Below are 23735 nucleotides of genomic sequence, written 5' to 3' on the forward strand. Positions count from 1 at the left end.
ATCGGAAGGACCTCCGGGGAAGGATAGTTAAACGTTTCGCGATGATGAAGGTTAAAAGCTGTGAACGATGATCGAGGGCCAAGCACTGAGCGGTAAAGTTACGAACCTACACTTATAACTAATGTCATCAATGAACCCAAAGGTAGTGAGGTGAGACTGAAATGAGCGAGAAGAGACTAAGGCAACCTATAGTCGCCGTCTTGGGACACGTCGACCACGGCAAGACTACTCTCTTAGACCGCATTCGAGGTACCACAGTTGCTATGAAAGAACCAGGCAAAATAACTCAGCACGTAGGCGCCAGTCTAGTACCTACGGAAGTTATTGAAAAAGTCACGGAACCCCTTAAGAAACTAATACCAACCGTAAAATTAGAACTACCTGGCCTCTTGTTTATCGACACTCCGGGTCACAGTATATTTAGTAACTTAAGGAAGAGAGGAGGAGCAGTAGCAGATTTAGCAATACTCGTGGTCGACGTGATGGAGGGCTTCCAACCACAAACGATTGAAGCAGTAGAGATATTAAAGCAAAGAAAAGTCCCGTTCATTGTTGCAGCTAATAAAATAGATAAGATACCTGGTTGGAAGAGTATTGAAAACGTGCCTTTCCTAGTAAGCGTGAGGCATCAGGATAAATCCGTTGTTGAATATCTAGATAATAGGATATATGAGATAATGGGAAGTTTGGCTGAATTAGGTTTCGATAGCGATAGATTCGATAGAGTTAAGGATTACACTAGGCAATTAGCCATAGTTCCAGTATCTGCTAAGACAGGCGAAGGTATACCGGAACTTCTAGCGCTTCTCGCGGGTCTAGCACAGAGGTATATGAAGGGACGTCTAAAGTACGTTGAAGGACCAGCTAAAGGCGTAGTAATGGAAGTAAAGGAGGAGCCCGGTTACGGAACAACTCTAGATACAATAATTTACGATGGGATAATACGTCAAGGTGACGTTATTGTAGTTGGGAGCTTAGAAGGGCCAATTGTAACTAAGGTCAGAGCTCTGTTATTACCTGAACCTCTACAAGAGATTAGAGCAACTAAGAAATTTAGAGTTGTGGACGAGGTTTCAGCAGCTGCAGGAGTTAAAATAGTGGCGCCAAACTTGGAGAATGCAGTAGCTGGTGCGCCGGTATTTGTAGTTTCTGACGAGAGTCAATTAGAGAAGGTTAAGGAGGAGGTTATGAAAGAAATAGAAGATGTCCTTATCGAAACCGATAAGGAAGGCGTTGTTGTGAAAGCAGACACGTTAGGGACCCTTGAAGCCCTAGTCCAATTCTTGAAGTCTAAGGACATACCCGTGAGAATGGCGAAAGTGGGTCCAGTTACTAAAAGGGATGTGATGGAAGCAATGGTTTCGAAAAGAATGAATAAAGAGTATGGTGTTATATTAGCATTTAATGTGAAAGTATTGCCCGAAGCGAAAGAACTTGCAGAGAAAGAAGATATTAAGATCTTCGTACATGATGTAATCTATAAGTTAATAGAAGACTTCGAGAATTGGGTCAAAGAACTACGAGAACAAGAAAAGAGAAAGGAGTTGGAGCAATTAGTTCGACCAGGAAAATTGAGGATCCTACCTGGGTTTGTGTTCAGAAGGAGCGATCCCGTCATTGTTGGTATTGAAGTCTTAGGAGGAACTCTAATGCCGGGTTATCCTCTAATGAAGGAAAGCGGTGAAAAGGTGGGTAAGATTCTACAAATACAAGATAAAGGCAAATCAGTGAAAGAGGTAAAAGCAGGTCAACAAGTAGCCATCTCTATTAAAGGACGAGTTATGGTTGGCAGGCACTTATTCGAAGGCGATGTTTTGTATACAGATGTACCTTCGTCCCATGCTAAACTATGGCTCACAAAGTATAAAAATGAGCTAAGCGAGGACGAACGCTACGTTTTAAACGAAATAATAAAGATTAAGAGAAAGACGGATCCGCTATATGGTTTAGCCGTTGGAACTTGAACGTCATCACATCATCTTAATAATTATTTTGGAAATCTAACGGGATGACGAATAAGGGAGTCAGGCGAAGTAGATGTGATGTGCATAAACGGAACTTCTGACCGCGATGAAGAAGCTAGAAAGGGGAGAAGGTTAGTATTGGGATGATCGGTGGTCGGGCGCTGAGCAAATCTGTTCAGAAGGTGGGGGTTCCTCCAGAAGCTTCTACTATTCTCCTTACCTTTTCGATTACGTCCACGGAATCTACGAATTCCTTAATGCTACTGGCAGCGTCTTTAATATCTATACCACTCACAACGTGAAGCGCCAATGAAGCATTTACCAATAAGAACGTAAATTCGGGTTCATTTCCGCTGAGGGCCCTCAGTACCTTTTCCTTGGACTCCTCCACACTCTTAACCCTTAACGGATCCAAGGATTCCAAAGGCCTAATGCCGAAATCCTTCACATCAATAACGGTCTTTGTAATATCGCCCTTGTTAACGAGAACAACCTCAGTTGACGCAATTGGCGAAACCTCATCTATACCAGGGAAACCATGAATGACTGCTGCTCTTTCAACGTTAAATTGAGTAAGGGCTTCTGAAATTGGTTGCAACATCCACTCTTCTGCTACTCCAACTACTTGATATCCAGGCGAGGCTGGATTCGAGAGAGGACCAATTAGATTAAATATGGTTCTTATACCAAGTTTCTTTCTAACTGGCATCACGTTCTTCATTGCTGGATGATATAGAGGAGCGAAAATGAATGCGAAATTGCTACTATTTAATGCTATCTTAACTTCCTCTGGTGTGAGATTTATTTTATAACCTAGGCTCTCCAACAAATCGGCACTACCACTGGTTCCGGAAATACTTCTATTGCCATGTTTTACAACTTTGTAACCCATAGCGGCTAGAAGAAGGGCAGTTGCCGTACTAACATTATATAAAGATGCATTGTCGCCACCAGTACCGGCTGTGTCTAATGCCTCCGGGAATGGACCCACTTTAACCGCCAGATCTCTCAGTGCTTTAGCAAAGCCTGCTATCTCGGTATATTTTTCTCCCTTACATCTTAATGCAACCAATATCGCCGACTTCAATATATCGTCTATCTCGTTCTTAGTGATTTTCATTGCTATTTCATACGCTTCCTCGAGAGGGAGATTGTTACCTTTCAAGAGAGTCTCTAGAACTTCTTTAAATTCCATAAGTAAGACCCTAGGTTGTGGGATAGATTAGCATTTAAAAAATAACTTATGGGTTTATCAAGCCTTGGGTTTACAAACAACCGGTGCATTTGGGCCTTGGTCTTCACAGACAAGGACTACTTCGCTGGCTTCTTGAGTGGCGCTCATGGCTATCTCCAGAGAGGGTAGATTTAGGAGCCACTATTTAAGTAATGCGTTGAGAAACTCAATTTGTTCATAGAACTTAATAGGATCGAATTTGTCCGGGGTGTCTTCTAATGAACCTAGCCATTGGCTCCTTCCTCCAACGACAATCCTTCCATTTGAGAAGTCAAAGACGTTATCTGAAAGACCTAGTCCATCTACTTCGATTATCGAAGAACAATATTGCTCAAATATCTCCATTAAAGATCTTGCCTTAAACCAACGAGGAATGAATAGTAAAGTTCTGGACGTACTTGAGTAATAAGAGAATAATATAAGTGAAGTTAGACTATGTCCATAACCATACCATAACGCATCATAGTACGTGAAGAGACATGTTTCATCGCCCTCTCTAATTAGAATTGGTAGTTTGGTTTCGATTAATTCAGACACAACGTTTGCGAAAAACTCACCCTCCCTTAAACTGCGTAAAATTTTATTCTTATATTCGACAGCTACTGCTATAGCGGGATTCCACGTAAGGACGTCGACTTTTGGAACAATTTTTCCGGAAAAGTATAATATACCACCGTAGCTCTCAACAGGTTTATCTGATATTACATCTATTTTCCCGCTACTCATACCTGAGGGTAAGCACGGTATTCTATTTGGTATATACACATCACATTTCCAGTCGCTTACGATTCTAACATCAACTTTCTCCACTACAAATTCACTAAATGAATTCCAAAGATACTGCAATCGCAACGATATATGGTCTAGAGGTCTCATACTGAATGAAACCAACTCCGTGCTCCTTTCAAAGAGCGATTTTAACATCACTACTTATGGCCCCCAGCCCCGGGTGTTTCTAGACGAACTCTATCTCCTTTCTTTAGGTTAAGTTCGAGATATCCGTTTGTTTGTACAACTTCGCTTCCACTTCTGTAAACAACTATCCTACCAGGACTACCGTTCGTACCACCTATGCCGTAAGAAGGGAATCGAGTTTGTGACAATAGGGTAATTACAGTTATATCATCTAGCGATTCAAACTCCCTTACTATTCCGTCTCCTCCCTTCCTTCTTCCTTTACCACCACTGTTACGTCGAATGCCATATTCTGTAAATAGTATAGGTAACTCTGATTCTATTACTTCGATAGGTGTGTTTAATGTGTTAGTCATTCCCCACTGTACGCCGTTTTCACCATCTTCCCACTTGGTGGCTGACCCACCGCCACCATTGGTTTCGTAATATGTCCTATCTTTATAGGATATGATGAGGTTAGACATTGTCCCAGGACCTAAAGATGGTACTTCATCAGTTATTTTGGAAAACGCTAGAATAATACTTTGCAAGATTCTCTGAGATGTTTCTAGGTTACCGGCACCAACTGCCCGTGGATAGTTAGGATTTAGTATACTACCCTTTCGAGTTTTTACATGTATCACATCATATAGGCCTTGATTAACGTCCTTTTGTGCCCCGAAAAATGATTTAATGAAGAAAGAAGCCGCAGCATAAGATATTCCCTCTACAGCGTTAAGATTGTAATCAACTTCGTCATCACTCTCTGTAAAATCGAAGAACACCTTTTCTGTATCTATTTTTACGCTAAGACGTATATGAGCAATATCTAAGTTAGGTAGCTCCAATGGTATTTCAGAGGATCCATGGGTTCCTGCTAAAGGTATTAATGTTTGGGCATAGCTTTCCCTAGTAATCTCTATATAGCTATCTATGGCGCTTTTTATGAAATCCAGGGTCTTCTTTTCAATGAACTCTTTTAATTGCATGTAGCCCCAACGTATAGATGACAATTGGGCATTAACGTCAGCTACGAAAAGTCGAGGATTTCTAACTGACCTTGCTAAATTAGTAGCTTCTTTAGAGAGGACCCAGTTGGATGCTGCCCTAATTGGTTTTATAACTATGCCTTCTTCGTATAAGTACTTGGCGAAAGGATTTAATGAACCGGCTTTGGGCCCTCCTATGTCCACGTAATGTGCTTTCACAGCTATATAGAAATCACTATATCGCGACACCATTGTAACGTCATTTAAATGGGTTCCAGTAAGATAAGGGTCATTAGTCATAAGCACGTCTCCAGAACCTAGGCCTAAAGATTCGTATGCTTCTATGAGCTTCTTAGAGGCCCATGCCATGCTACCTAAGTGTACGGGAATGTGTTCAGCCTCTGCGACAACTCTTCCGTGAGAGTCAAATATAGCACAAGAGAAGTCTAGTCTTTCTCTTATGTTTGGAGATGAAGACGAGTTTCTTAGGACTACTCCCATTTCTTCTGATATGTAGGAAAGTGTTTTTTGTACTATACCAACTTTAAGCTCATCCATCGTTCTTCTAACACCATAGTTCTATTAGGATTGTGAGGCAAAAAGTCCCCCCTCTCATTCCGAGGCTTTTTGCCTCCGTCCGGGGGTCGGCGCGCTCGAGACGAAGGTTCCCGAAGATGAATAAAAGTTTTGATTCTGTTAGTAAGCTAGATGGATTCTTCCGAAGACTAAATGGGCTTCTGAATGTTTACTATGTCACACTTCCAGAGTTCGATTACTTTTCCATTATTCACTCTGATTATATGGAGTTGGAGCAATGACTATCTCATACATACTTCTAAATCGGTAGTTCGAAACAGTATAATAATATCTAGTACCAACGACTTCTTAGTACTTAATGTTACTTCGCTGGTTGTAGCATTAGATGGATATACTCTTTATCGAATAATTGCTACTGAACCACCCGTTACTGTATATAAATTGGCAAATGTGTTCAAGTTACGTGATTCTACCATAATATTCTTCCGAATAGTTGAGAATACTACTTTGATGTTCGATAGCACACAGTTACAGTACTACAATAAGCCCAATTCAGGTCTTAATGTTATTATTGATATGAAAAACGTCATCGGCTTCATAGTTATATTAGTAGAGATAGTTAGACGTGCAATGGCTTTAGAGTATAGAGGGTGAGAGCTAGAGTAGTATATCACTCAATTTTATAAGAGATTCATTGCATATTTTCATCTTACAGAACCTAACGCCTTCCAACTCCAGTAACCTCTTTTTGAACTCTCTTCCGAGTTTGTAACCACCTACGTCTAAGTCTTTTGGAACAACTCTATGACATGGCACTACTATCAGTTTTTCATTGGATGCTAACATTTTCGCGATCGCTCTAGGATGTGTATTCAAAATATTGGCTAGGTCTGAATACGTTACGACTTTACCTATGGGTACTAAATTGAGGATTACTTCTAGTAACTCCCGTTTCGTAGTTTTATCTAAGGTTCCCACCTCTGATTAGACGGTGGTTAAGAAATGGTTATGTATTGGTATCGTTGTATTAGCGGAATTTACGATCCTGTAACTAGGTGCAATCTACTAGATACAGACGTCTCAGCCCACTTCTGTCTAATATGTCCTTTACGAGGTAAGGAGTGTAAGGATCCAGTGTGGTTTAATGATATGAAAGAAGATTCATTGAAGAAATTATTTGACAAGCTAAGCTCGGTGGAGTAAAAAGATGATATTTATTTATCTCGATGAGCTCAGTAAGGAGATAGCTCGATTATGTTCCTTAATATACAGTGAGCTATCTCACAAGCTCTCTATAGTTTTCGATCCGATATCCTTCGTTAACTACTTCATGATTTATATCGAACCTACTGTTTTGAGCGATATTGTCGTGATCGGGGTCATGCCAAAATTCGATGTTAACGTAGCAGTGAGATTGGCAAACTCCTTTAGAGCCTTTTCCCTAGAGCCTAAGAACCTAATTATTAATGCCGAATCGTACGTAGAGGTTATAAATCTCAAGACCCCAGGAACGGATTTCTTTAGAAACTCGAAGGTTGTGTCTGCTCATAACTACGTTCAGTTAACTTATAAGACTTTGGAAACGTGCTTCAAATACGTACTGGAAGACATTAAACCTTCACCGCGATTAGAGCTTTTTCAAGAGGATTTAGAGAGCGTCCGAACTCTTCAACGTTCGGATCAAGTTCCAGAAAGTCATTTAAACTCTTTGTTAAAGATAGTTGAAAGCTCCAATCCAATTCTCACTACACCTTCTGTAAATCTGTTCGCTAAAGTACTTAGTTTTGAAACGAAAAGGGAAGTAAAAGAATACATAGAATTTAGCAAGGAAAAAATATTCGAATATGATATTTTAACTACTACCTCAGAAGAACATTGGATAAAACATCTCTCACGATATGCCCACATTTATGTTTCACTTAACGTCGATCCACTCATTGCATCGTATTACCTCTTGAAGATATACGAAATTCTAAAACAAATCTAATGTTCGTCTCGATGAAATTTCGCCTGCTATTGGTTCTAACATTTTCCTCTTTACGACCTCTATGTCGTCTCCGAAGTTTCCTAATACCCACATGAGCTTGACTAATGCTGTTTCAGATAGCATATCACCTAAAGGCGTTACTCCAACCTCTAAGAGCTTCCTCCCCGTTGCATATACGTTTAGGTTCGTGGTACCGTAAATGCATTGAGTAGTCATACCTACGAAAATACCATCTTTAATGAGATTCCTGATCGTACTAAGTAGATCTTCAGAGATATGACCCATACCAGTACCTTCTATTATTATACCCTTATAACCTCTTTCTTTAATTATATCAAAAATGTCGCTTTTCATTCCAGGGAACATTTTGACTAAGAAGGCGCGTTCATCGAATTTGTTAAGTAATCTAGGAATAGAATTAGACCTCTTTCTAAGATCTTTTTCTATGACCTTTAACTCATAGATCCAAGGCCAAACGAGCGCTATGGGCTTGGAGCATATACTCTTAAATGCATCTCTTCGCGTGGAGTGCATTTTTCGTGTCCTCGTGGCTCGATGAACGACGGCGTACGTGTCACCGGTCTCACCGTGCATTGTAATGACGACCTCTGCAAACGGAGCCCTTGCAGCGACTAGGGTGGCTGCAAGTAAGTTGAAGGCAGCATCACTCGAAGGTCTGTCAGAAGACCTCTGGGCTCCTACGAACACTACTGGTTTATTCAACTCTTGAATGGCAAAAGAGATGGCAGCCGCTGTATAGCTCATAGTATCAGTGCCATGAGCTACAATTATCCCTTTAACATCGTCCCTTAACAGTTCCTTATGCACTTCTAATGCTATCCTTTCCCAATTTTTCGGTTTCATGTTCTCTGAAAGTATATCTAATAGTTGTTCAGTTTCTAGATCAGCTATTTCTTTTATTTCCGGAATATCTTCAATGAGCTCATTGGCGCTTAGGTAAGGTTTAACTGCACCAGTTTCGTAATCTATCTTCGATGCAATTGTTCCGCCAGTCCCAATTATTTTTACTAAAGGGAATCCAGGTCTCCTTTCGACCCTCTTACTTTCTCGGTGTGAAACTTTCTTCTCATACTTTCCAAGTACCTCTATCCTTTCGATATTTTCTTTCTTTATACCTATGTTGTAACCATTATCTAACTTAATTACTATGGTGTCATCGCTTCTTGCAAGTGGTAATACTAGGCCACTAACCTCTAAACCGTCTTTTCTTACTACTTTCACGTAAGTTAAAGGTTCTATTTCATTACCCACGTTCAAAATCTTCTCCCGCCGTATTTCCATCTTAGTAGCGAATTTAGAATTTGGTCTTTTACCGCTCGTTTAAGTAAAAATTATAGCTTTGACTCACATTCCAATCTTTTCGGAAAGTAGAGAGGTGTAATTAGTAGTGACCGAGTTCACCCTTTTACGAATAAACTTAAGCTCCGGTAAGTCTAAAGACGAGAAGGTTGATGAGAAGACTTTGAGAAAGTTCTTGGGAGGTAGAGGTCTCGGAACCTATTTGGCACTTAAGGAAATACCTAGGAACGCTGATGCTTTAGGTCCAGAAAACAAACTCTTCATTATGTCTGGACCTGTAACTGGAACTGCTGAAGGTTTCGAAGCTGGTCGAACCCACGTAGTGGCCAAGAGCCCCCTTACGGGACTTATTGGAGAAAGTAACATGGGCGGTAGGTTCGCTCCATGGATGAGGTTCTCTGGATATGATGGTCTAATTATAGAAGGTAAAAGCGAGGAACCAGTTTGGATAAGTATAGTAAATTCCGAGATTACCATCCACAGTGCAAAGGATATTTGGGGGCGGGGAACTCATTATACCGAACACTATATCAGGAAGAAACTAGGCGTAACGCCGAAAGAAGGTGCTGTTCTAGCAATAGGACCAGCAGGTGAAAATAAAGTTAGATTAGCTAACATAATTCATGCTGGTGGACGTGCTGCCGGAAGAACTGGTCTAGGCGCCGTAATGGGTTCTAAAAACTTGAAGGCGATTTACGTATACGGAGAAAGGAAGCCCGAAATAGTTGACAAGGAGAGGTTCGAAAAAGGCGTCAAACTTCTAAAGGAAAAGATAGGCAACCATCCAGTAAGGAAGGCTCTGAACAATTACGGAACTGCGGTTTTAGTTAATATAATCAATGAAATAGGTGCATTACCTACTAAGAACTGGACTAAGGGTACTTTCGAAAAGGCTGAAGAGATAAGCGGTGAAAAAATGGCTGAGAAGTACTTGGTTAAAAGCAGGGGATGTTGGGGTTGTCAAATCGAATGTGGTCGATTGGTCAAAACCTACTCGCCGGAATGGGGTGTACCTGAGGGATCCAAAGGTCCTGAGTACGAAACTATATTTGCAATAGGATCCAATTTAGAGCTTTCAAACTTAGAAGCAATAATTAGACTTAACCATGTTCTAAACGACGTTGGTATGGATACAATAGAATTCGGTAACACCGTAGCTGTCTTAATGGAACTCTACGAAAGGGCACAGAAGGGCGAGCTACCCCAAGATAAGGCGGAGGAACTATTTAAATTACTCGATGGTCTTAGGCCAATCTGGGGCACACCAAATCCGGTCCTTGAACTTATCTACAAGGTAGCTACAAGAGACGGAATTGGCGAATACATGGCAGAAGGAGCGAAAAGGTTAGCTGAGAGATTTGGATGCAATTGCGTTGCGGAGGCCAGGGGCATGAGTTTACCAGCGTATGATCCTAGAGCTATAAAGTCTATGGCATTAGCCTATGCAACGGCAAACAGGGGAGGTTGTCATCTCAGGGCGTACGCCGTGAGCTTTGAAGTCCTAGGTATTCCTAAGAAAACTGATCCGCTAGAGGTCAACGTAGAGAAGGCTAAAATGGTTAAGGAACAACAAGACTTCTTTGCAGCGATAGATAGTATGATAGTATGTAAGTTCAACACATTCATGACACCGTCTCCCGAGGACTACGTTGACCTATTGGCCGGTGTGACCGGATGGGACGTAACAGCGGAAGAGATAATGAAGATAGGAGAGAGAATCTACAACGTAGAGAGGCTGTTTAACGTACGTGAAGGCGATCCCGGTGATTACTTAAGCAGAAGGTTGATAGAAGAGAAGCTACCCGATGGCCCGGCTGCGGGTCACACTGCAAAGGACGCTCTAGAAGTAATGCTCCCGGCTTACTATGAGTATAGAAAATGGGAGAACGGAATCCCATCAAAGGAAATATTAAGAGAGCTAGACTTACAAGAGTTCGAATACATAATTGCTTGAAAAATACTTCTTCAATAATTCTGCCATTAAAGTCAATCCGGATAATGCTATGCCAACTATTTAATTATTTTTATTCTATTCGATTTTAAGTCAAGGTAGAAGTTAATGTAAGATATTACGTGCGAAGCTAAATAACTCTTTTTACCGATTGATATTACTTGTGAAGGACGTACGTCGCTGGGTAAGTCTATATCATGTTGTGGACCAATAACGAAAGCTAGGGTCTTGAAATACTTTAAGGAGGTTACGTCCTCACCTCCCTCTTTGAGGAAAATGATGGGCATCTTTAGATTTTTAAGAACGAACTCGAACGAATCGCGAGTTCTTGTACAACCCTTCGATAACCCTAACATACATTTCCTAATACATTTGATTGCATCAATCTCAGTTCTGAGATCACAATCTAGCGACTTACCATCGAAATATAGCGTCAGTGGGGGGTTAGGCGGTCCTTCGAGGGTTACAATAAATTGGGCATCTTTTCTAACACCTTTCGTAGTCCATAGACTTGCTCTCAACATTCTAGCAATTACGTCGAGACGACCCGTTCGCGATGCAATACCTTTCCCCGGAAAATATGGCGAGGTTGTTGCGGTAAGGGATCGGGTTATGAACAATCTAATCAACTTTAGTAGAGTCCCCTTCTCTTCCTTTCGTGCTCAGGTCTAACCTTCACTAAACCATAGTGTACAGCGCAGCTTACGCAATAACATTTAGTTAGTTTATACTTTGGTATTATTGCGCCCTTCTTTTCAAGTTCCCTTGCGAGCTGAGGATCGACTGGGCTATACCACTTGGTTACACAGATTGCTTTATCGGCTGGTATTAACCTCCCGCAATTGTCGCATTGAATAACACCACTTCTGCCTTTGTCTCCCTTGTGACGCCCCCTGTTTTCCCTCTTCTTTGGCACTCCCTTACACCTAATCCTTACTGGCTACGCGTTGGGATTTAAAGGTTCTGTAGAAATTGCAGTTACGAATTCTCTGCTCCAACCGTTACAGTGTGAATACACTTGTACGCTTCAAGATATTACTACATCGTAGACACTGTTAGATGGTTTGAGGAAAATGAAGATAGACCTTAATACGGCGAAAATACTGAATGAGCTTCAATACAACTTTCCCCTAACCCCAACTCCATTTCGCGATATAGCGTATAATCTAGGTATAAGTGAAGATTACGTTCTAAAAATTGTGAGAAATCTAATGGAACATAAGATAATTAAGAGGATAGGATTTACCGTAAACTACAAGTCACAAGGTAAGGTCGCGGCTTTAGTGGGCGTTAAAGTCTCTTCAAGGGAAGACATTGAGAGGTTGAGAATGGAACTTTTGAATAATCAAGAAGTTACCCATAATTACCTTAGGGACGATCCTGACTTCCAAGTATGGTTTACAATTAAAGCCCCAAGTTTTGAAATATTAAAAAATGACGTTGCTGAGCTCCTAGAAAATAAATTGAAACTAAGTGACTACGTCATCTTGCCTAGTAAACGTGTTTGTAAGGTAAGTGTAAGGTACGATCTAATAAAGGGTATAGGTTGGAGTAAGCCGACTGAACAGCCTAATGACGTTCCTAAACCAGAAGAAATAGGTATACCGCCAACGCTCCCTCGCGAAGTTTCCAGACTAAAACCCGTCTCAAGACCTTACTTGGAGATTGCTAAGAAATATGGATTGTCAGAGGAGGAATTATTGAATATAGTGAGGCTGATGCTTGAGAAGGGTATACTAAGAAACCCTGGTGCAAGCGTGGATGGTGATAAAATCGGTTTTAAATACAACGTAATGACTGTTCTAAATGTAGACGATACCGAATATGCATGCAAATTCTTAAAGGACGAGGTATGGGAAGCTTCACATATTGTTGAAAGAATAGTTCCCGAGAGATGGCCGTATCCGGTATATTTCGTTTTACATGCGATGAAGAAAGACGTAGTTGAAGAAGTAATAAACAATGTTATCAGGCATCTTAAGCCTATAAGTTACAGAAAACTCTATAGCATAGAAAATCTAAAGCCTGGTGTTGCGCGATAGCGCAAGTCGGCGTTTTTGTGATCAAAAAGTAATCGAAATCCATGAGATTACTTCGAAATCCGTAATACCAAGGTACATAATTAATAAGGGTCTCCCGAGATAGATTATAGTGAGGGTGAAGCGTCGTGGTACACACAGGAATTAGCTGGGCAGCTGAAGTTCTAAGGAGGTTAAAGGGCGTTGACTTCCCAGTAACCAAGGAGCAACTAAAGGAGAGGCTTCAAGGCCTCTATTGGAGAGGCATACCTATAGAGAAGCTACTCGAAGAAATCGAGGTAGAGCAATTCGAGACTCCCGCAGAGGTCCTACACTACTTAGCTGAAGCAGCAAGGAAGCTAGAGTACAGCGGTCAAGTAGCTCCAGGCGGAAGGGTTGGAATTAGCTGGGCAGCTGAAGTTCTAAGGAGGTTAAAGGGCGTTGACTTCCCAGTAACCAAGGAGCAACTAAAGGAGAGGCTTCAAGGCCTCTATTGGAGAGGCATACCTATAGAGAAGCTACTCGAAGAAATCGAGGTAGAGCAATTCGAGACTCCCGCAGAGGTCCTACACTACTTAGCTGAAGCAGCAAGGAAGCTAGAGGAGAAGGGTTTCTCGGCTGCCACGATCGCTTAGAGCTTAAATAATTCTTTTTTTTTATCACGTGTTTTCTAGGGTAGGTTTCTCAATCCATACAACATCCAAGCTAACGCATTTACACTCTTTTGAGAGGAAGGACGAAAAGGAGGGCTCTGTTCTACCATTATCACCACTAATCAATTCTTTAATGTAGAGTCCTCCTTCTCCTTTTATAAGTGAAATGAAGGTAGTATTATCCACTTTAGCTGCCTTCACCCAGTAAACCTTCTTGGTCCTAACCATATCTTTACGCCTGTGTAGAACCCTTGTTGGCGTTTGTTGGGAAACAATAGTATTTTGGAAGAAATCCTCGAGAGCCTTAAGTTCGTCTTCAGTTACTGTCTCGGTACATTGTACCACAGCAAAATACGTCTTTTCCTTTAACGAATCTTCTCCCTTCAATCTCGGAACCTCGTCCTTGTTACTATACCGTATAAACTCAAAGTAAACATCGTCGTTTGAATACTTTATTTTAGTGACGTCGACGTACCTGCGTTTAGGTTTTACTACCTTAGCTATGAACGGTCTACCAGAGCCCAAAGTTCTCACATCAACGTCCTCTCGGCCTGCCGCATGAAGCACGACTTCCTTGGCCTGAAATACATTAAGTGCCTCTTGAAGGTAACCTTCTACGCTACACTCGTATTTCCAGATACTTTGAGAGCATCTTCTTGAGAGTTTCTTATAGATACCGTAAACGTAGATAGGCTTTATCTGAAGCTTTAATTCATTATTCTTTAAGTCAATTATTATAGTAATGTCAGGATCAACGAAGTCTGGCTCTTTCCTTAGCTCTTCTTTGAGTATTTTACCAATCTCTCTTTTAAACGAGTTCTTTATGTTCTCGGCATATGGTAGCTTAAATTCCGCTATCAAATCTCTATGCCTCTCTTCCATTTCACCACAATTTGTACATCCTACCACGAAGCTCTCAAATTCCATTCCATCCAGATAATCTAATATCTTCTTGGACCATGTCTTAACTAACTCATTCCAGTTGTTTCCGCAAACGTAACACCTCTTCAATTCGTGGATGTTAAGGTTCATTGCGATAGCTATCTCCTTTGTTTCTTCACTAGACAGATTGCCGAGGACGGTCACTAAACTCGATTCATCTTCTATTCCTTCCCTTACTCTTCTATCCATCTCCATTATTATAGTTCGTCGTAAAGCGGCTCCACGCTTCTCGTTACCTAACCCCTTCCCAAGTCTTGCAAACAGTGATCCCAAACAATGATCGCATAAAGGGTATTTCTTTACGATTTTAAGCGATTTCTCAATAATGTTTTGATCGTCCACACTGGACCCCCTCCCGATTGAAACCTCAGTTCCTATAACGGTTCCTTGCCTTCTAGGAACCTATCAATAATTATATGGGAAATGATAACTACTTGGTCTAAAGGGTATCTCTCGCTTAAGCAATTCAGTTTAGAGGGATCTATCACAACAGGTAATCTAATATTATTAAGCGAACATTCAAGGAAGTTTTCGAAAGAAGGTGGTGGACAAGCACTGTTAACGTCTATACCCGTGATCTCCTTACCACCCTTAATGGCTCTAAGGATTCCAAGGATGCTTTCACTATCAGGATACAGTCGTCTTACCTTTCTAGGATCGATTACTAATACCAAGTTTTCTTCAACCTTTATTACCAATCGTGTATCTCTTCTAATTGAATTAGATAGAAAAAGAGACGCGTTTACTATTAATGGGAAAACACCGAGCTCGAAGTCGTTGCAAATTCTGACTTCTCTTAGGATACTTTCTTCGACCTCAGAGGGGGCTTTTTTGGATATGGCTCGATCATCGCTTGTATGCTTACCAGACCCACTGGTCATCATCGGTTCCTCTAATCAGTGTAAGTTTCCAATCCTTTTCACTCTGATCCTCAATACACCGTCTTGTAGCTCGCATCTAACGTCTACTCTTTCGTCCCCAGTGCCCCTTCTTCTTAACCATGTTCTAATTAACGATGCTATTAGGAAGGCTTCTGGTGAGAGTGTTATTGGTATTCCTTCTTGTTTCAGTATTTTATAAGCCGGATCGAACACGCTACCATGTATCTCAATTACTATTTCCTTATCGGATTCTTTAACTACTTTAGCTTCCTTAGCCACACCTAGTTTCTTCAGTATGTTCGTCAAGCTAGGTCCTAGAGTTCCATCATGCCCATCTAGTGATTCTTCTAGATTATTAATTAGCTTAGATTCAAGTAGTTTCGAGAGCAAGTCGCCTAGTTCCGATATTAGTATTTGGGTATATGCGATAGCTGAACTTCCGAGGACTTTATATAATACCTTTTGGTAGGCTAATATTACAGCATTGACTAGTGCTGAATCAATGCAAACGTGCTCATGAGAAAGGGTGTCAGCTTCCCTTTGGATTTCTACTTCATGTTGGAAGGAGCTTCCTGTTGGAGTCATAGGACCTCGTCAAACCACTCTTTATCGCAGGTCCTAATAAGATCTTTCTTACGATAGCTAACATCGTTTTGAGGAGAAAAGGTGAATGCTCACTGCAATTTGCGCTACTCTTCGAAGCGTAAAATTCCTTAGTTAATAATATCTGTTAGCATCCCTCGTTGATGTGCAATCTTTATTTCTCTAGCTATCCTCCTTCCAACGCTCATGGGCTCGTCCCAGTAGTAATAGCTATAGGGGCTACCATTTACGTATATGTTAGTTCCCGCTACTATTCTCCCGGAGAACTCGAATACGACTATTTCACCATCATCTTTAACTATAGATTCCAAGCAGAAAGGTCCGACCAATTCCTCTCCTACGAACTTCTTAGTTGCATTAACGAAGTTCTCTGCGTATTCGTAGACTTTGATAAGTAGGCTTTCCCTTAGAACCATAGGGATGTTACCAATAACTGTAAAGGATGGCATTACTCCTATTTCATCTAGAATCCGTGGGGGTAGTCTTCGTAGGCCATCTACGTTGCTTTCATACCTTATATCCATTCCGGTTATTTCAATTCTATTCATGATCTTCGAGTTAAATATATGAAAGTAGGCCGGTACGCCTATAACGTATTCCTGAATTATGTAATTACGATCCTTCAGACCCAATTTTTCGAGTCCTCTCTTCACCTCATCTGAAGAAGTTGCTATGAAGTAACCTCTACCGCCCTTCGCTCCACCGAGCTTTACTATTACAGGGCGATCAACTTCGTCTGGACTGTTGAATCGTTTTGGTATTTTAATACCAGCCTTTTCTAGTAGTTCCATTTTCTTATCTTGCTCGGATTCCCAGAGCAAGATCTTTCTACTCCCAAAGACAGGAACTTTGAAGTCGTTCACAATGGAATGAGCACCAATATACTCAACGAAACTACCGTGAGGTATAACTATCGCGTTCTTGCTTATCAAGTACTCTTGTGTTTCTCTATTAAGTATTTCTTTCCATTCATTAACAATTATAAACTCATCTATTAAGTGATTGAAGTTTCTATAGAACTTAAGTCGATCCTCTTTAACTATTAATATAGTTCTTAAACCTTCTTTCTTTGCGCCATGAAGTAATTGAAGTGAACTATGACTTGCTACAGTTGCTAGAGAAACGTCTCCTTTATGGTATTCTTCTACGATTCTCTTTAACTGCATACGCGGACGTCCCTCTTTGAAGGGTTCATCATTTAAGTAAAAGTACCCTTTGCTTAGTGAGATTGATGGGGAGATGGACTGCGATGTCCGCTGTGAGGGCTAACGAACTAGATGCAGCGATAAATAAAGCGGTTACGTGGTTAAAGAGAAAGCAACTGCCATGTGGGGGTTGGGGTGGATGTGATAGTTCTCAGACTGGTTTAACTGGTCTGATCGTGGTTGCCCTTGTAGATAGTGGTATACCTCTCTATGACATGAGTATAGTTCAAGCGGTTAGATTCATAATAAGTAAACAGCGAGATGATGGATTCTTTCAATGGAGTGGTAGCGGACCTGGATCATACTATGGATCTGCGAGAGCTATGTTAGGGGTTTTAGCTGGAACTCCTAGGGACGAACTCGCTTCAGTTAGAGTTGCGATAGAGAAAAATATTAACGCTCTCTCTGATGGTGAGCTAAGCTGCGGAGGGTGGGAGGCTAATCCTGGAACAGGTTTAAGCCATTGGAGCTCAGCGGAAGTGCTTTTCTCAATATGGTACGCTGGAACTTTATTCATTAATGAAGATTGGAGATGTCCGCTTAACTACTACGTAAGATTCCGTAAGTGGTTCCTGAAATCCCAAAGCTCTCTAGGATCATGGGACGGAAACTGTATTGACTGCACCGCGCGAATACTCACCTTCCTAAATCTCTATGGTTACAGTGGCCCTGAAACCATATCGGCCACTCAGTTCTTGTTAGCACAACAAGAGCCCGACGGTAGAGTGGGCGAAAGTCCTTGGGCTACTGCGTGGTTCATGTTAGGGTTAATAACACTCAACGTTGAAGATAGGTTAATTCAAGAACAAGCACGTGGCGCCGCTCGAAGAGCTCTTCAAGTATTGTTAGAGTCCCAACTCGAAGACGGTGGTTGGCCTATATTCTATGACAGTGATACGTCTTTCGAGACTGTTACTGCCACAGTTCTATGGGCGTTAGCAGTTTATAGGAACTCGTTAAAGGGCGTTAAATCGGTATTAGGTGTATAAAGCTATGGGAAAGGTGTCTATAGTAATACCAACATACAACGAAAAGGAAAACGTTGAAGTACTTTTAGAAAAACTTAAAGACATACTAGAGAAAGAGAATATAGATTACGAAATAATAATTGTTGACGATAACTCGCCCGATGGAACTGCCGAAGCAGCAAGGAGGAGAGCAAGGGAGCTTGGGATAGAAGATAAAGTAAAAGTAATAGTTAGAAAGAACGAACGAGGTTTAAGTAGCGCAGTATTAAGAGGATTCGAGAAGGCCGAGGGGGATGTTATAGTTGTTATGGATGCTGACTTACAACATCCACCCGAAGTGGTGCCTAAGCTAGTTCGTAAAATCGTGGAAGAAAACTGCGATATAGTTGTAGCAACGAGGTATTCAAAAGAAGGAGGAATAAAGGAGTGGAGTCCAATCCGTAAGATAATTAGTAAAGGTGCTTCGATTTTGTCATGGATATTGTTACCGAAGTCAAGGGGACTTAGTGATCCAATGAGCGGATTCTTTGCAATTAAGAAAAATGTGATAGAAGAACCACTAAAGAAGGGAATATTTAATCCAAAAGGGTTTAAAATACTGCTTGAGATTATAGCTAAATCTAATTACAAGAAGCTATGTGAAGTACCATATATATTTCAAAAACGATATAGTGGTACTTCGAAGCTTAACCAGAAAGTAATTTTAGAATACGTAATACATCTCTTGGAACTGGCACGATATACTGGAGAACTGAAGAGGATGTTCAAGTTTGCGTTCGTCGGTTTACTTGGTATATTCGTCAACGAAGGCTTTCTATATTTATCCTATGAAATACTGGGACTTCGCGAATTGTCTCAACTCGGTCTACTTCTGTCCTCAGCCATAGGATTCGAGGCGAGCGTTATCTTTAACTTCTTAATTCACGACAAGTACACGTTTCGTGATTTAATAGATACATTTACTCTGAATGCCAAACTGAAGCGGTTTGTGCATTATCATAATGCAAGTATATTAGGACTAGCTATACAAGTGACTGTGTTGTTCGCTTTAGTGTCAATGGGTATACATTATCTGATAGCAAACTTGATAGGTATTATAATGGGCATGAGCGTTAGATATAGCTATAGCATCCTCAAAGCATGGTCACAATCTTAAGTTTAAGAAACTCAAAAGACAGTCAAATCCATTTTCAATTTCGTTAATGAGTTCACCCTTTACTATAATGTCTTCTATCCACATAATTAAGGATATCGTGATTATTGATAACAGTGGACTTAACAGTATATGAGAAGTCATGAGATCTAATGAGAATATTTCACTTGCCTTTATTATTAACGCTACGCGAAGAGCATTTAAAGGATATACTAAAAGTATCGAGGTAATGGCAGCGAGGAGCTTCCTACTGATTGAAGTAGTAAGGGGTACCAGCATAGCTAGTAACATAGGGATAGCGCGTAGTGATGAGCATCCAACTAGATATCCTACGAGGCCTATGTTTTCAACTCTTATGAATGGTCCATAGTTAGTGAAAACCATTTTAGCTTTTATGCCAATTATTTGGAATATTGCGTCGTTGAAAAATATGTCCGGCTTGAATAAAGGCTCTAGATAAGACCAAGGTACTAAGTTTAACAATCTCGGCAAAAAGTACCCTGAGAAAGCCATGAATAGAACGAGTAACCCCCTCTTACATTTACTGTTTGATGAAAGGAGAATAGGGATCCAGAGAAGTTCAATTAGGATAACTTCCCAATATTCGAGCTCACCTCCAAGTGTGTGAATAATTAAAGCATGAGTTGTAATTGCTAGCAAAGAGATTGTAGATAACGCTCTCAATAATCCAGCTTTGTCAGCAACCTTCAATCCGATGGAACCCTCGGGCTACGCGAATCTGAAGAATAATAATAGCACTCGTATTCATCTAAATTCGGTATTATTCCAAACGTCTACGAAATTAATATGTAAAATAATATGATGGCGATAAGTGGTCACAGAAAAACAAAAAAGCTTAGTCATACCCGCTTAGCCCTTCTTAAGCTTATCCCAAGAGCTATAACGATAATGGGTTGGTTGAGATGAGCTCTCTAGTAGACTTCGGAAGAATATGGGAAGAAGGATTTAAGGGAGGGAGGAAACTATTCGGTCTAAAGGAAGAAAAACCACAAGAACCTCTTAAAAGGAAAGTATTCAAAGCGAAGTATCAACTCAGAAAACAAATTGACAAAATAAGCTTCATGATAAACAAGCTCAAGGAACGGGATGAACAACTGTTCACGAAACTGGTTGATGCCATAATGAATCACGATCAACTAAGGGCCAAGGTCTTCGCTTCGGAGATAGCAGAAGTTAGGAAACTAGCGAGATCGTTATACTTCACGCAAGTCGCTCTCGAAAAGCTAGAAAATAGATTGGACCTATTCATTACACTAGGGGATTCGGCAAGTACAATAGCACCCATAGTACCTATACTCGATATGCTGAAGAGAGAGGTAATGAGACAAGTACCGGAAATAGGTATAGAAATAAGTAAGATTTATGACGATTTAGAGAACGTAGTAACCGAGACGGGTCTCTACGATGAGTTAACTGGTGACACGATACTGACTAGTGAGGCTAGGAAGATACTAGAAGAGGCGAAAGCAATAGCCGAACAAAACATGAAGGAGGAATTCCCCTCTATAAATATACAGCAAGAAATCGGGAAGTCGAAGTTAGGCTAAGCTTTGTGTCATAGAACACCGTATTCAGGAGCTTCTTTCCAAGCGGGATCACCATGTTTGAGTGCTACAGTGCTTGAAGCAACGGCCTTGGTTGAATCTCTTTCATAAATATAGCTTTTATAATAGCTTAGCTCTGGTTCATCGCACTTACATTCCCAAGCGTAGCCGGCATTGCCAAAGGCATCCACGAAGAAAACTACGGCCCCGCTGCCCTCTGGAACGTTGTCTTCAAGCCACCCCTTTATATTCATTGCTGTAACTAGTGGCTTTTCATTATATGCTTCTAGAACCGCCCATGCTACTGCAGCCGTATCAGCTAGGACGTTTTTCTTCATTAGACGTAGTAGCGGATCCGGTGCATCTAGCATTTTGGGATCTATGGTACCGTTGTATCCTATCCAAACAACGTTGGAAATTCCTACGGGCTGTATGTTCTGGGTAAACTCCTCGGTTCCTTCTATGCTAGTCTTTCTAGCATGAATAAGTAGGGTAGATTCACTATAATACCGATTTAATAGGTCTATTCCCGGTTCATCGGTCCAGATCGGTTTGGGGGACCGGTACTCTATATATCTATTTTTATTCGTTATTACTATAAATCCCCAACCATCCGGATGGTTTGGCTCTTTTTTACTGCCCCATCTTTTAGCTCCTAGCGGATCATGAAGTGCAGCAGATATCATTGCATTTATTAAATCTTGCGTGGGGTTTCGTGCGAGTAACATCCGGCACAAGGTTCTATAGCACCTCTTGGGAACTTGCGGGTTAGGGTAGTAAGATAGAGATCACTGATTGCGTCTCGTTAAGTTTCTCTTGAAGGTGCATTGCCGAGGCAGCTATTAGTATCGTCTGAAGCAAATAAGTAATGAGTAACAGTAGCCCACCTAGAGTAATCTCTATACCCAGGATATTTATTAAAGCGGCTTTTTTCACTTAACCTCACCGTTATCCTAAACATCCAACAAGGATATTTGAGGTCATCTTAATATATGTCATATATACCACTTTGAGATAATTACCTTAAAACTAATAGTTATTTCGTAGGATATCGGGGATGGGATATAGCAAGTAGACTTTTCGAGTTTCTGGGTGATGTTAAGAAACTAATAGATCACGAAATCGAAACTTTCTTGCAAGGTTCACCTGATATTTTATATAAAGCAGCTCAACACCTTCCTAAAGCAGGTGGAAAAAGACTAAGGCCAGCACTAGTCATACTAGTTAGTAAGGCCCTAGGAGGTACGTTAGAGAACGCAATCTATCCAGCATTGTCGATTGAATTAATGCATAATTTCACATTAGTTCATGATGATATAATGGATCGCGATGAAAAAAGAAGAGGAATACCAACAGTTCATGTAATCTACGGCGAACCAATGGCGATCTTGGCCGGGGACCTCTTATATGCTAAATCGTACGAAGCGTTGCTAAAATCTCGACTAGCACCAGATATTCTCAAGAAAATGACTGAAGTTCTAACTTGGGCTGCTGTAACGCTAGCAGAAGGACAAGCACTCGATATGACCTTTGAAGAGAGATGGGATGTAAGCGAAGAAGAATACATGGAAATGATAAACAAGAAGACGGGATCTCTATTTGCAGCTTCAGCAATGTTGGGCGGACTCGCTGCTAACAGAGCAGACCTTCAAGAACAACTTAAAGAGTTAGGCTCGAAAATGGGGGTTGCGTTTCAGATACGCGATGACCTATTATCCTTAATAGGTGACGAAAGTAAAACTGGTAAAAGTAAATATAATGACTTACGTGAGGGCAAGAAAACACTGATTGTTATAAAGGCGTTGGAAAGAGCTTCATCAACGCAACTAGAGACTTTGAAAAATATTTTGGGTAAGAAGGATGCTAGCCTAGACGAACTAGAGAGGGCATTTAGAATATTAGAAGAAACTGGAGCGCTTGAATATGCGCAAAGGAAAGCAGAGGAGCTCGCGGAAAGAGCAATATCTATAGTGAAATCATTACCCGTTGTTGACGAAGATGCCCGTAATATACTTATCGAACTAATAGAATTTGGCATAAAGAGGGAATACTAGAGATGTCGGTATACGAATTCCCGAAATTATTTGTTGAAGGAATTGACGGTGAAGAATATTTAGAGATAACAGACAATAGTGCAAAGATATCGAAAGAACCCTCATCTCCTAAACTCGGAAAAGTACCTCTAGAAATTGATCTTGAGGAGATAGTAGATCTGCTTGGCGAAAGGGTAAAGCGATCCTTCGCTGTATATAATCCACGAAAAAAGGTCGTTATTTACGTTAGAGAAGGCACACCAATTAAGATCTTGAGGGTTGATCACAAAAAAGTATTAATTGAGTTAAGTGAAGGAGATGAAATAAATTTGGACAGTACGTATGCCCATGGAATAACATCGAAAGGTGAGTATAGAAGATTTCGCAGCAAGGTGAAAGGAATAGTAGTTCTGGTTCACTGGAAACCTTTGGGAGGAAGGGACATTTATCACGTTATAGTGGCGGAAAGAAATGCTGTGAAGATGGTTCCCTTAAGTGATGGGAAGGATTATTAGTGGAGCCGCCGGCGGGACTTGAACCCGCGACCACCGGCTCTCCCGCGCAAGAGTTAAAGTCGTTACAAGGCCGGCGCTCTGCCTGCTGAGCTACGGCGGCCCCATCCACCCCGATTCCGAACGATATTAAAAGATAAAGCTTTCGAAATTCTACTAAGAACGTTACACTAAATAGATTAGAAGAACGAATTAATCTTAATATTGAACTACTAGCATTCGATAAGTCGAAAGTTTCGATTAACCAAAGTATATTACGAAAGTTTCGGCTTTATCTCAATACTTTAAACTTCAAACCCGATAGTTACGGGTTGAGTGAAGTGAGT

25 protein-coding genes and 1 tRNA gene are annotated in these 23735 nt (G+C 40.9%); 11 read left to right on the top strand and 15 right to left on the bottom strand.

The features are described 5' to 3' along the window. Nucleotides 1-161: 161 nt before the first annotated feature. Complete coding sequence (infB, locus tag EYM_RS07580) at nt 162-1964, top strand: translation initiation factor IF-2 (protein WP_075050515.1); 1803 nt, start codon at nt 162-164, stop codon at nt 1962-1964. 175 nt (nt 1965-2139) lie between these two features. Here infB and trpD read toward each other — a convergent pair whose 3' ends face one another. From trpD to EYM_RS07605, 4 genes are all read right to left on the bottom strand, one after another. Next, nucleotides 2140-3159, bottom strand: coding sequence for an anthranilate phosphoribosyltransferase (gene trpD, locus EYM_RS07585; RefSeq protein WP_075050516.1), 1020 nt, complete (start codon nt 3157-3159; stop codon nt 2140-2142). Between the two features lie 180 nt (nt 3160-3339). After that, on the bottom strand, nt 3340-4008 hold the full coding sequence (locus EYM_RS07590) for a hypothetical protein (protein WP_075050517.1): 669 nt from the start codon (nt 4006-4008) through the stop codon (nt 3340-3342). 116 nt (nt 4009-4124) lie between these two features. Then, nucleotides 4125-5639, bottom strand: coding sequence for a hydantoinase B/oxoprolinase family protein (locus EYM_RS07595; protein ID WP_075050518.1), 1515 nt, complete (start codon nt 5637-5639; stop codon nt 4125-4127). A 636-nt stretch (nt 5640-6275) separates the two neighbouring features. Further along, a complete protein-coding gene (locus EYM_RS07605) occupies nt 6276-6596 on the bottom strand; it encodes an MGMT family protein (protein ID WP_075050520.1) in 321 nt (106 codons plus the stop codon). A 24-nt stretch (nt 6597-6620) separates the two neighbouring features. Between EYM_RS07605 and EYM_RS07610 the strand changes: the two genes are divergently transcribed. Beyond that, nucleotides 6621-6821 carry a hypothetical protein gene (locus EYM_RS07610; RefSeq protein WP_075050521.1) on the top strand — a complete coding sequence of 67 codons (201 nt, stop codon included), beginning with the start codon at nt 6621-6623 and terminating at the stop codon, nt 6819-6821. Between the two features lie 4 nt (nt 6822-6825). Beyond that, the gene (locus tag EYM_RS07615) at nt 6826-7605 is read left to right on the top strand and encodes a hypothetical protein (protein ID WP_075050522.1); all 780 of its coding nucleotides are present in this window, start codon (nt 6826-6828) and stop codon (nt 7603-7605) included. Here the strand turns inward: EYM_RS07615 and gatD are convergent. Then, nucleotides 7591-8907 carry a Glu-tRNA(Gln) amidotransferase subunit GatD gene (gene gatD / locus EYM_RS07620; RefSeq protein WP_075050523.1) on the bottom strand — a complete coding sequence of 439 codons (1317 nt, stop codon included), beginning with the start codon at nt 8905-8907 and terminating at the stop codon, nt 7591-7593. The two genes, EYM_RS07615 and gatD, sit on opposite strands and share 15 nt — an antisense overlap. 106 nt (nt 8908-9013) lie before the next feature. Between gatD and EYM_RS07625 the strand changes: the two genes are divergently transcribed. Continuing rightward, nucleotides 9014-10879 (top strand): aldehyde ferredoxin oxidoreductase family protein, encoded by a 1866-nt coding sequence (locus EYM_RS07625; protein WP_075050524.1) that lies wholly within the window; start codon nt 9014-9016, stop codon nt 10877-10879. 56 nt (nt 10880-10935) lie between these two features. Here EYM_RS07625 and EYM_RS07630 read toward each other — a convergent pair whose 3' ends face one another. Continuing rightward, the gene (locus EYM_RS07630) at nt 10936-11505 is read right to left on the bottom strand and encodes an RNA methyltransferase (protein ID WP_075050525.1); all 570 of its coding nucleotides are present in this window, start codon (nt 11503-11505) and stop codon (nt 10936-10938) included. Between the two features lie 2 nt (nt 11506-11507). Then, nucleotides 11508-11792: a 30S ribosomal protein S26e gene (locus EYM_RS07635; RefSeq protein WP_075050526.1), complete on the bottom strand. Its 285-nt coding sequence runs from the start codon at nt 11790-11792 to the stop codon at nt 11508-11510. Between the two features lie 157 nt (nt 11793-11949). On the opposite strand from EYM_RS07635, the gene EYM_RS07640 reads away from it, so the two are divergent. Both EYM_RS07640 and EYM_RS07645 read left to right on the top strand, forming a co-directional pair. Then, the gene (locus EYM_RS07640) at nt 11950-12918 is read left to right on the top strand and encodes an Lrp/AsnC family transcriptional regulator (protein WP_075050527.1); all 969 of its coding nucleotides are present in this window, start codon (nt 11950-11952) and stop codon (nt 12916-12918) included. A gap of 125 nt (nt 12919-13043) precedes the next feature. Beyond that, on the top strand, nt 13044-13529 hold the full coding sequence (locus tag EYM_RS07645; protein WP_075050528.1) for a DUF2795 domain-containing protein: 486 nt from the start codon (nt 13044-13046) through the stop codon (nt 13527-13529). Nucleotides 13530-13553: 24 nt separating this feature from the next. Here the strand turns inward: EYM_RS07645 and EYM_RS07650 are convergent, their stop codons facing one another. From EYM_RS07650 to EYM_RS07665, 4 genes are all read right to left on the bottom strand, one after another. Beyond that, nucleotides 13554-14831, bottom strand: a complete 1278-nt coding sequence (locus tag EYM_RS07650; RefSeq protein ID WP_075050529.1) for a tRNA pseudouridine(54/55) synthase Pus10 — start codon at nt 14829-14831, stop codon at nt 13554-13556. Nucleotides 14832-14863: 32 nt separating this feature from the next. Beyond that, a complete protein-coding gene (locus EYM_RS07860) occupies nt 14864-15187 on the bottom strand; it encodes a hypothetical protein (protein WP_157058809.1) in 324 nt (107 codons plus the stop codon). A gap of 198 nt (nt 15188-15385) precedes the next feature. Beyond that, nucleotides 15386-15955, bottom strand: a complete 570-nt coding sequence (locus EYM_RS07660) for a hypothetical protein (protein WP_075050531.1) — start codon at nt 15953-15955, stop codon at nt 15386-15388. Nucleotides 15956-16083: 128 nt separating this feature from the next. After that, a complete protein-coding gene (locus EYM_RS07665) occupies nt 16084-17139 on the bottom strand; it encodes a formate--phosphoribosylaminoimidazolecarboxamide ligase (protein ID WP_075050532.1) in 1056 nt (351 codons plus the stop codon). Between the two features lie 83 nt (nt 17140-17222). Between EYM_RS07665 and EYM_RS07670 the strand changes: the two genes are divergently transcribed. Both EYM_RS07670 and EYM_RS07675 read left to right on the top strand, forming a co-directional pair. Then, nucleotides 17223-18167: a prenyltransferase/squalene oxidase repeat-containing protein gene (locus EYM_RS07670; protein WP_075050533.1), complete on the top strand. Its 945-nt coding sequence runs from the start codon at nt 17223-17225 to the stop codon at nt 18165-18167. Between the two features lie 4 nt (nt 18168-18171). Continuing rightward, nucleotides 18172-19302 carry a glycosyltransferase gene (locus EYM_RS07675; RefSeq protein ID WP_075050534.1) on the top strand — a complete coding sequence of 377 codons (1131 nt, stop codon included), beginning with the start codon at nt 18172-18174 and terminating at the stop codon, nt 19300-19302. Here EYM_RS07675 and EYM_RS07680 read toward each other — a convergent pair. After that, nucleotides 19291-20010, bottom strand: a complete 720-nt coding sequence (locus tag EYM_RS07680) for a hypothetical protein (protein ID WP_075050535.1) — start codon at nt 20008-20010, stop codon at nt 19291-19293. The genes EYM_RS07675 and EYM_RS07680 overlap by 12 nt on opposite strands. Nucleotides 20011-20222: 212 nt before the next feature. Here EYM_RS07680 and EYM_RS07685 point away from each other — a divergent pair, with 212 nt between their 5' ends. Then, the gene (locus EYM_RS07685; RefSeq protein ID WP_075050536.1) at nt 20223-20867 is read left to right on the top strand and encodes a Snf7 family protein; all 645 of its coding nucleotides are present in this window, start codon (nt 20223-20225) and stop codon (nt 20865-20867) included. A gap of 8 nt (nt 20868-20875) precedes the next feature. Here the strand turns inward: EYM_RS07685 and EYM_RS07690 are convergent, their stop codons facing one another. Both EYM_RS07690 and EYM_RS07865 read right to left on the bottom strand, forming a co-directional pair. Further along, complete coding sequence (locus tag EYM_RS07690; RefSeq protein ID WP_075050537.1) at nt 20876-21592, bottom strand: hypothetical protein; 717 nt, start codon at nt 21590-21592, stop codon at nt 20876-20878. A gap of 40 nt (nt 21593-21632) precedes the next feature. Next, nucleotides 21633-21800 carry a hypothetical protein gene (locus tag EYM_RS07865; protein WP_157058812.1) on the bottom strand — a complete coding sequence of 56 codons (168 nt, stop codon included), beginning with the start codon at nt 21798-21800 and terminating at the stop codon, nt 21633-21635. A gap of 197 nt (nt 21801-21997) precedes the next feature. On the opposite strand from EYM_RS07865, the gene EYM_RS07695 reads away from it, so the two are divergent. Together EYM_RS07695 and EYM_RS07700 are read left to right on the top strand one after the other, a co-directional pair. Next, nucleotides 21998-22918: a polyprenyl synthetase family protein gene (locus EYM_RS07695; RefSeq protein WP_168050259.1), complete on the top strand. Its 921-nt coding sequence runs from the start codon at nt 21998-22000 to the stop codon at nt 22916-22918. A 2-nt stretch (nt 22919-22920) separates the two neighbouring features. Next, complete coding sequence (locus EYM_RS07700) at nt 22921-23412, top strand: DUF2118 domain-containing protein (RefSeq protein ID WP_075050539.1); 492 nt, start codon at nt 22921-22923, stop codon at nt 23410-23412. On the opposite strand, the gene EYM_RS07705 is transcribed toward EYM_RS07700, so the two are convergent. Continuing rightward, nucleotides 23413-23512: transfer RNA gene (locus EYM_RS07705), tRNA-Thr, on the bottom strand. Nucleotides 23513-23735 lie beyond the last annotated feature (223 nt).

This window comes from Ignicoccus islandicus DSM 13165 (assembly GCF_001481685.1).
Classification (GTDB): domain Archaea; phylum Thermoproteota; class Thermoprotei_A; order Sulfolobales; family Ignicoccaceae; genus Ignicoccus; species Ignicoccus islandicus.

Bases quoted from the DNA above. Each gene is read 5' to 3' on its own strand.
- EYM_RS07700 (WP_075050539.1), top strand. From the start codon at position 22,921: ATGTCGGTATACGAATTCCCGAAATTATTTGTTGAAGGAATTGACGGT.
- EYM_RS07595 (WP_075050518.1), bottom strand. From the start codon at position 5,639: ATGGATGAGCTTAAAGTTGGTATAGTACAAAAAACACTTTCCTACATA.
- EYM_RS07685 (WP_075050536.1), top strand. From the start codon at position 20,223: ATGAGCTCTCTAGTAGACTTCGGAAGAATATGGGAAGAAGGATTTAAG.
- EYM_RS07690 (WP_075050537.1), bottom strand. From the start codon at position 21,592: ATGTTACTCGCACGAAACCCCACGCAAGATTTAATAAATGCAATGATA.
- EYM_RS07675 (WP_075050534.1), top strand. From the start codon at position 18,172: ATGGGAAAGGTGTCTATAGTAATACCAACATACAACGAAAAGGAAAAC.
- infB (WP_075050515.1), top strand. From the start codon at position 162: ATGAGCGAGAAGAGACTAAGGCAACCTATAGTCGCCGTCTTGGGACAC.
- EYM_RS07670 (WP_075050533.1), top strand. From the start codon at position 17,223: ATGTCCGCTGTGAGGGCTAACGAACTAGATGCAGCGATAAATAAAGCG.
- trpD (WP_075050516.1), bottom strand. From the start codon at position 3,159: ATGGAATTTAAAGAAGTTCTAGAGACTCTCTTGAAAGGTAACAATCTC.
- EYM_RS07615 (WP_075050522.1), top strand. From the start codon at position 6,826: ATGATATTTATTTATCTCGATGAGCTCAGTAAGGAGATAGCTCGATTA.
- gatD (WP_075050523.1), bottom strand. From the start codon at position 8,907: ATGGAAATACGGCGGGAGAAGATTTTGAACGTGGGTAATGAAATAGAA.
- EYM_RS07665 (WP_075050532.1), bottom strand. From the start codon at position 17,139: ATGCAGTTAAAGAGAATCGTAGAAGAATACCATAAAGGAGACGTTTCT.
- EYM_RS07640 (WP_075050527.1), top strand. From the start codon at position 11,950: ATGAAGATAGACCTTAATACGGCGAAAATACTGAATGAGCTTCAATAC.
- EYM_RS07610 (WP_075050521.1), top strand. From the start codon at position 6,621: ATGGTTATGTATTGGTATCGTTGTATTAGCGGAATTTACGATCCTGTA.
- EYM_RS07660 (WP_075050531.1), bottom strand. From the start codon at position 15,955: ATGACTCCAACAGGAAGCTCCTTCCAACATGAAGTAGAAATCCAAAGG.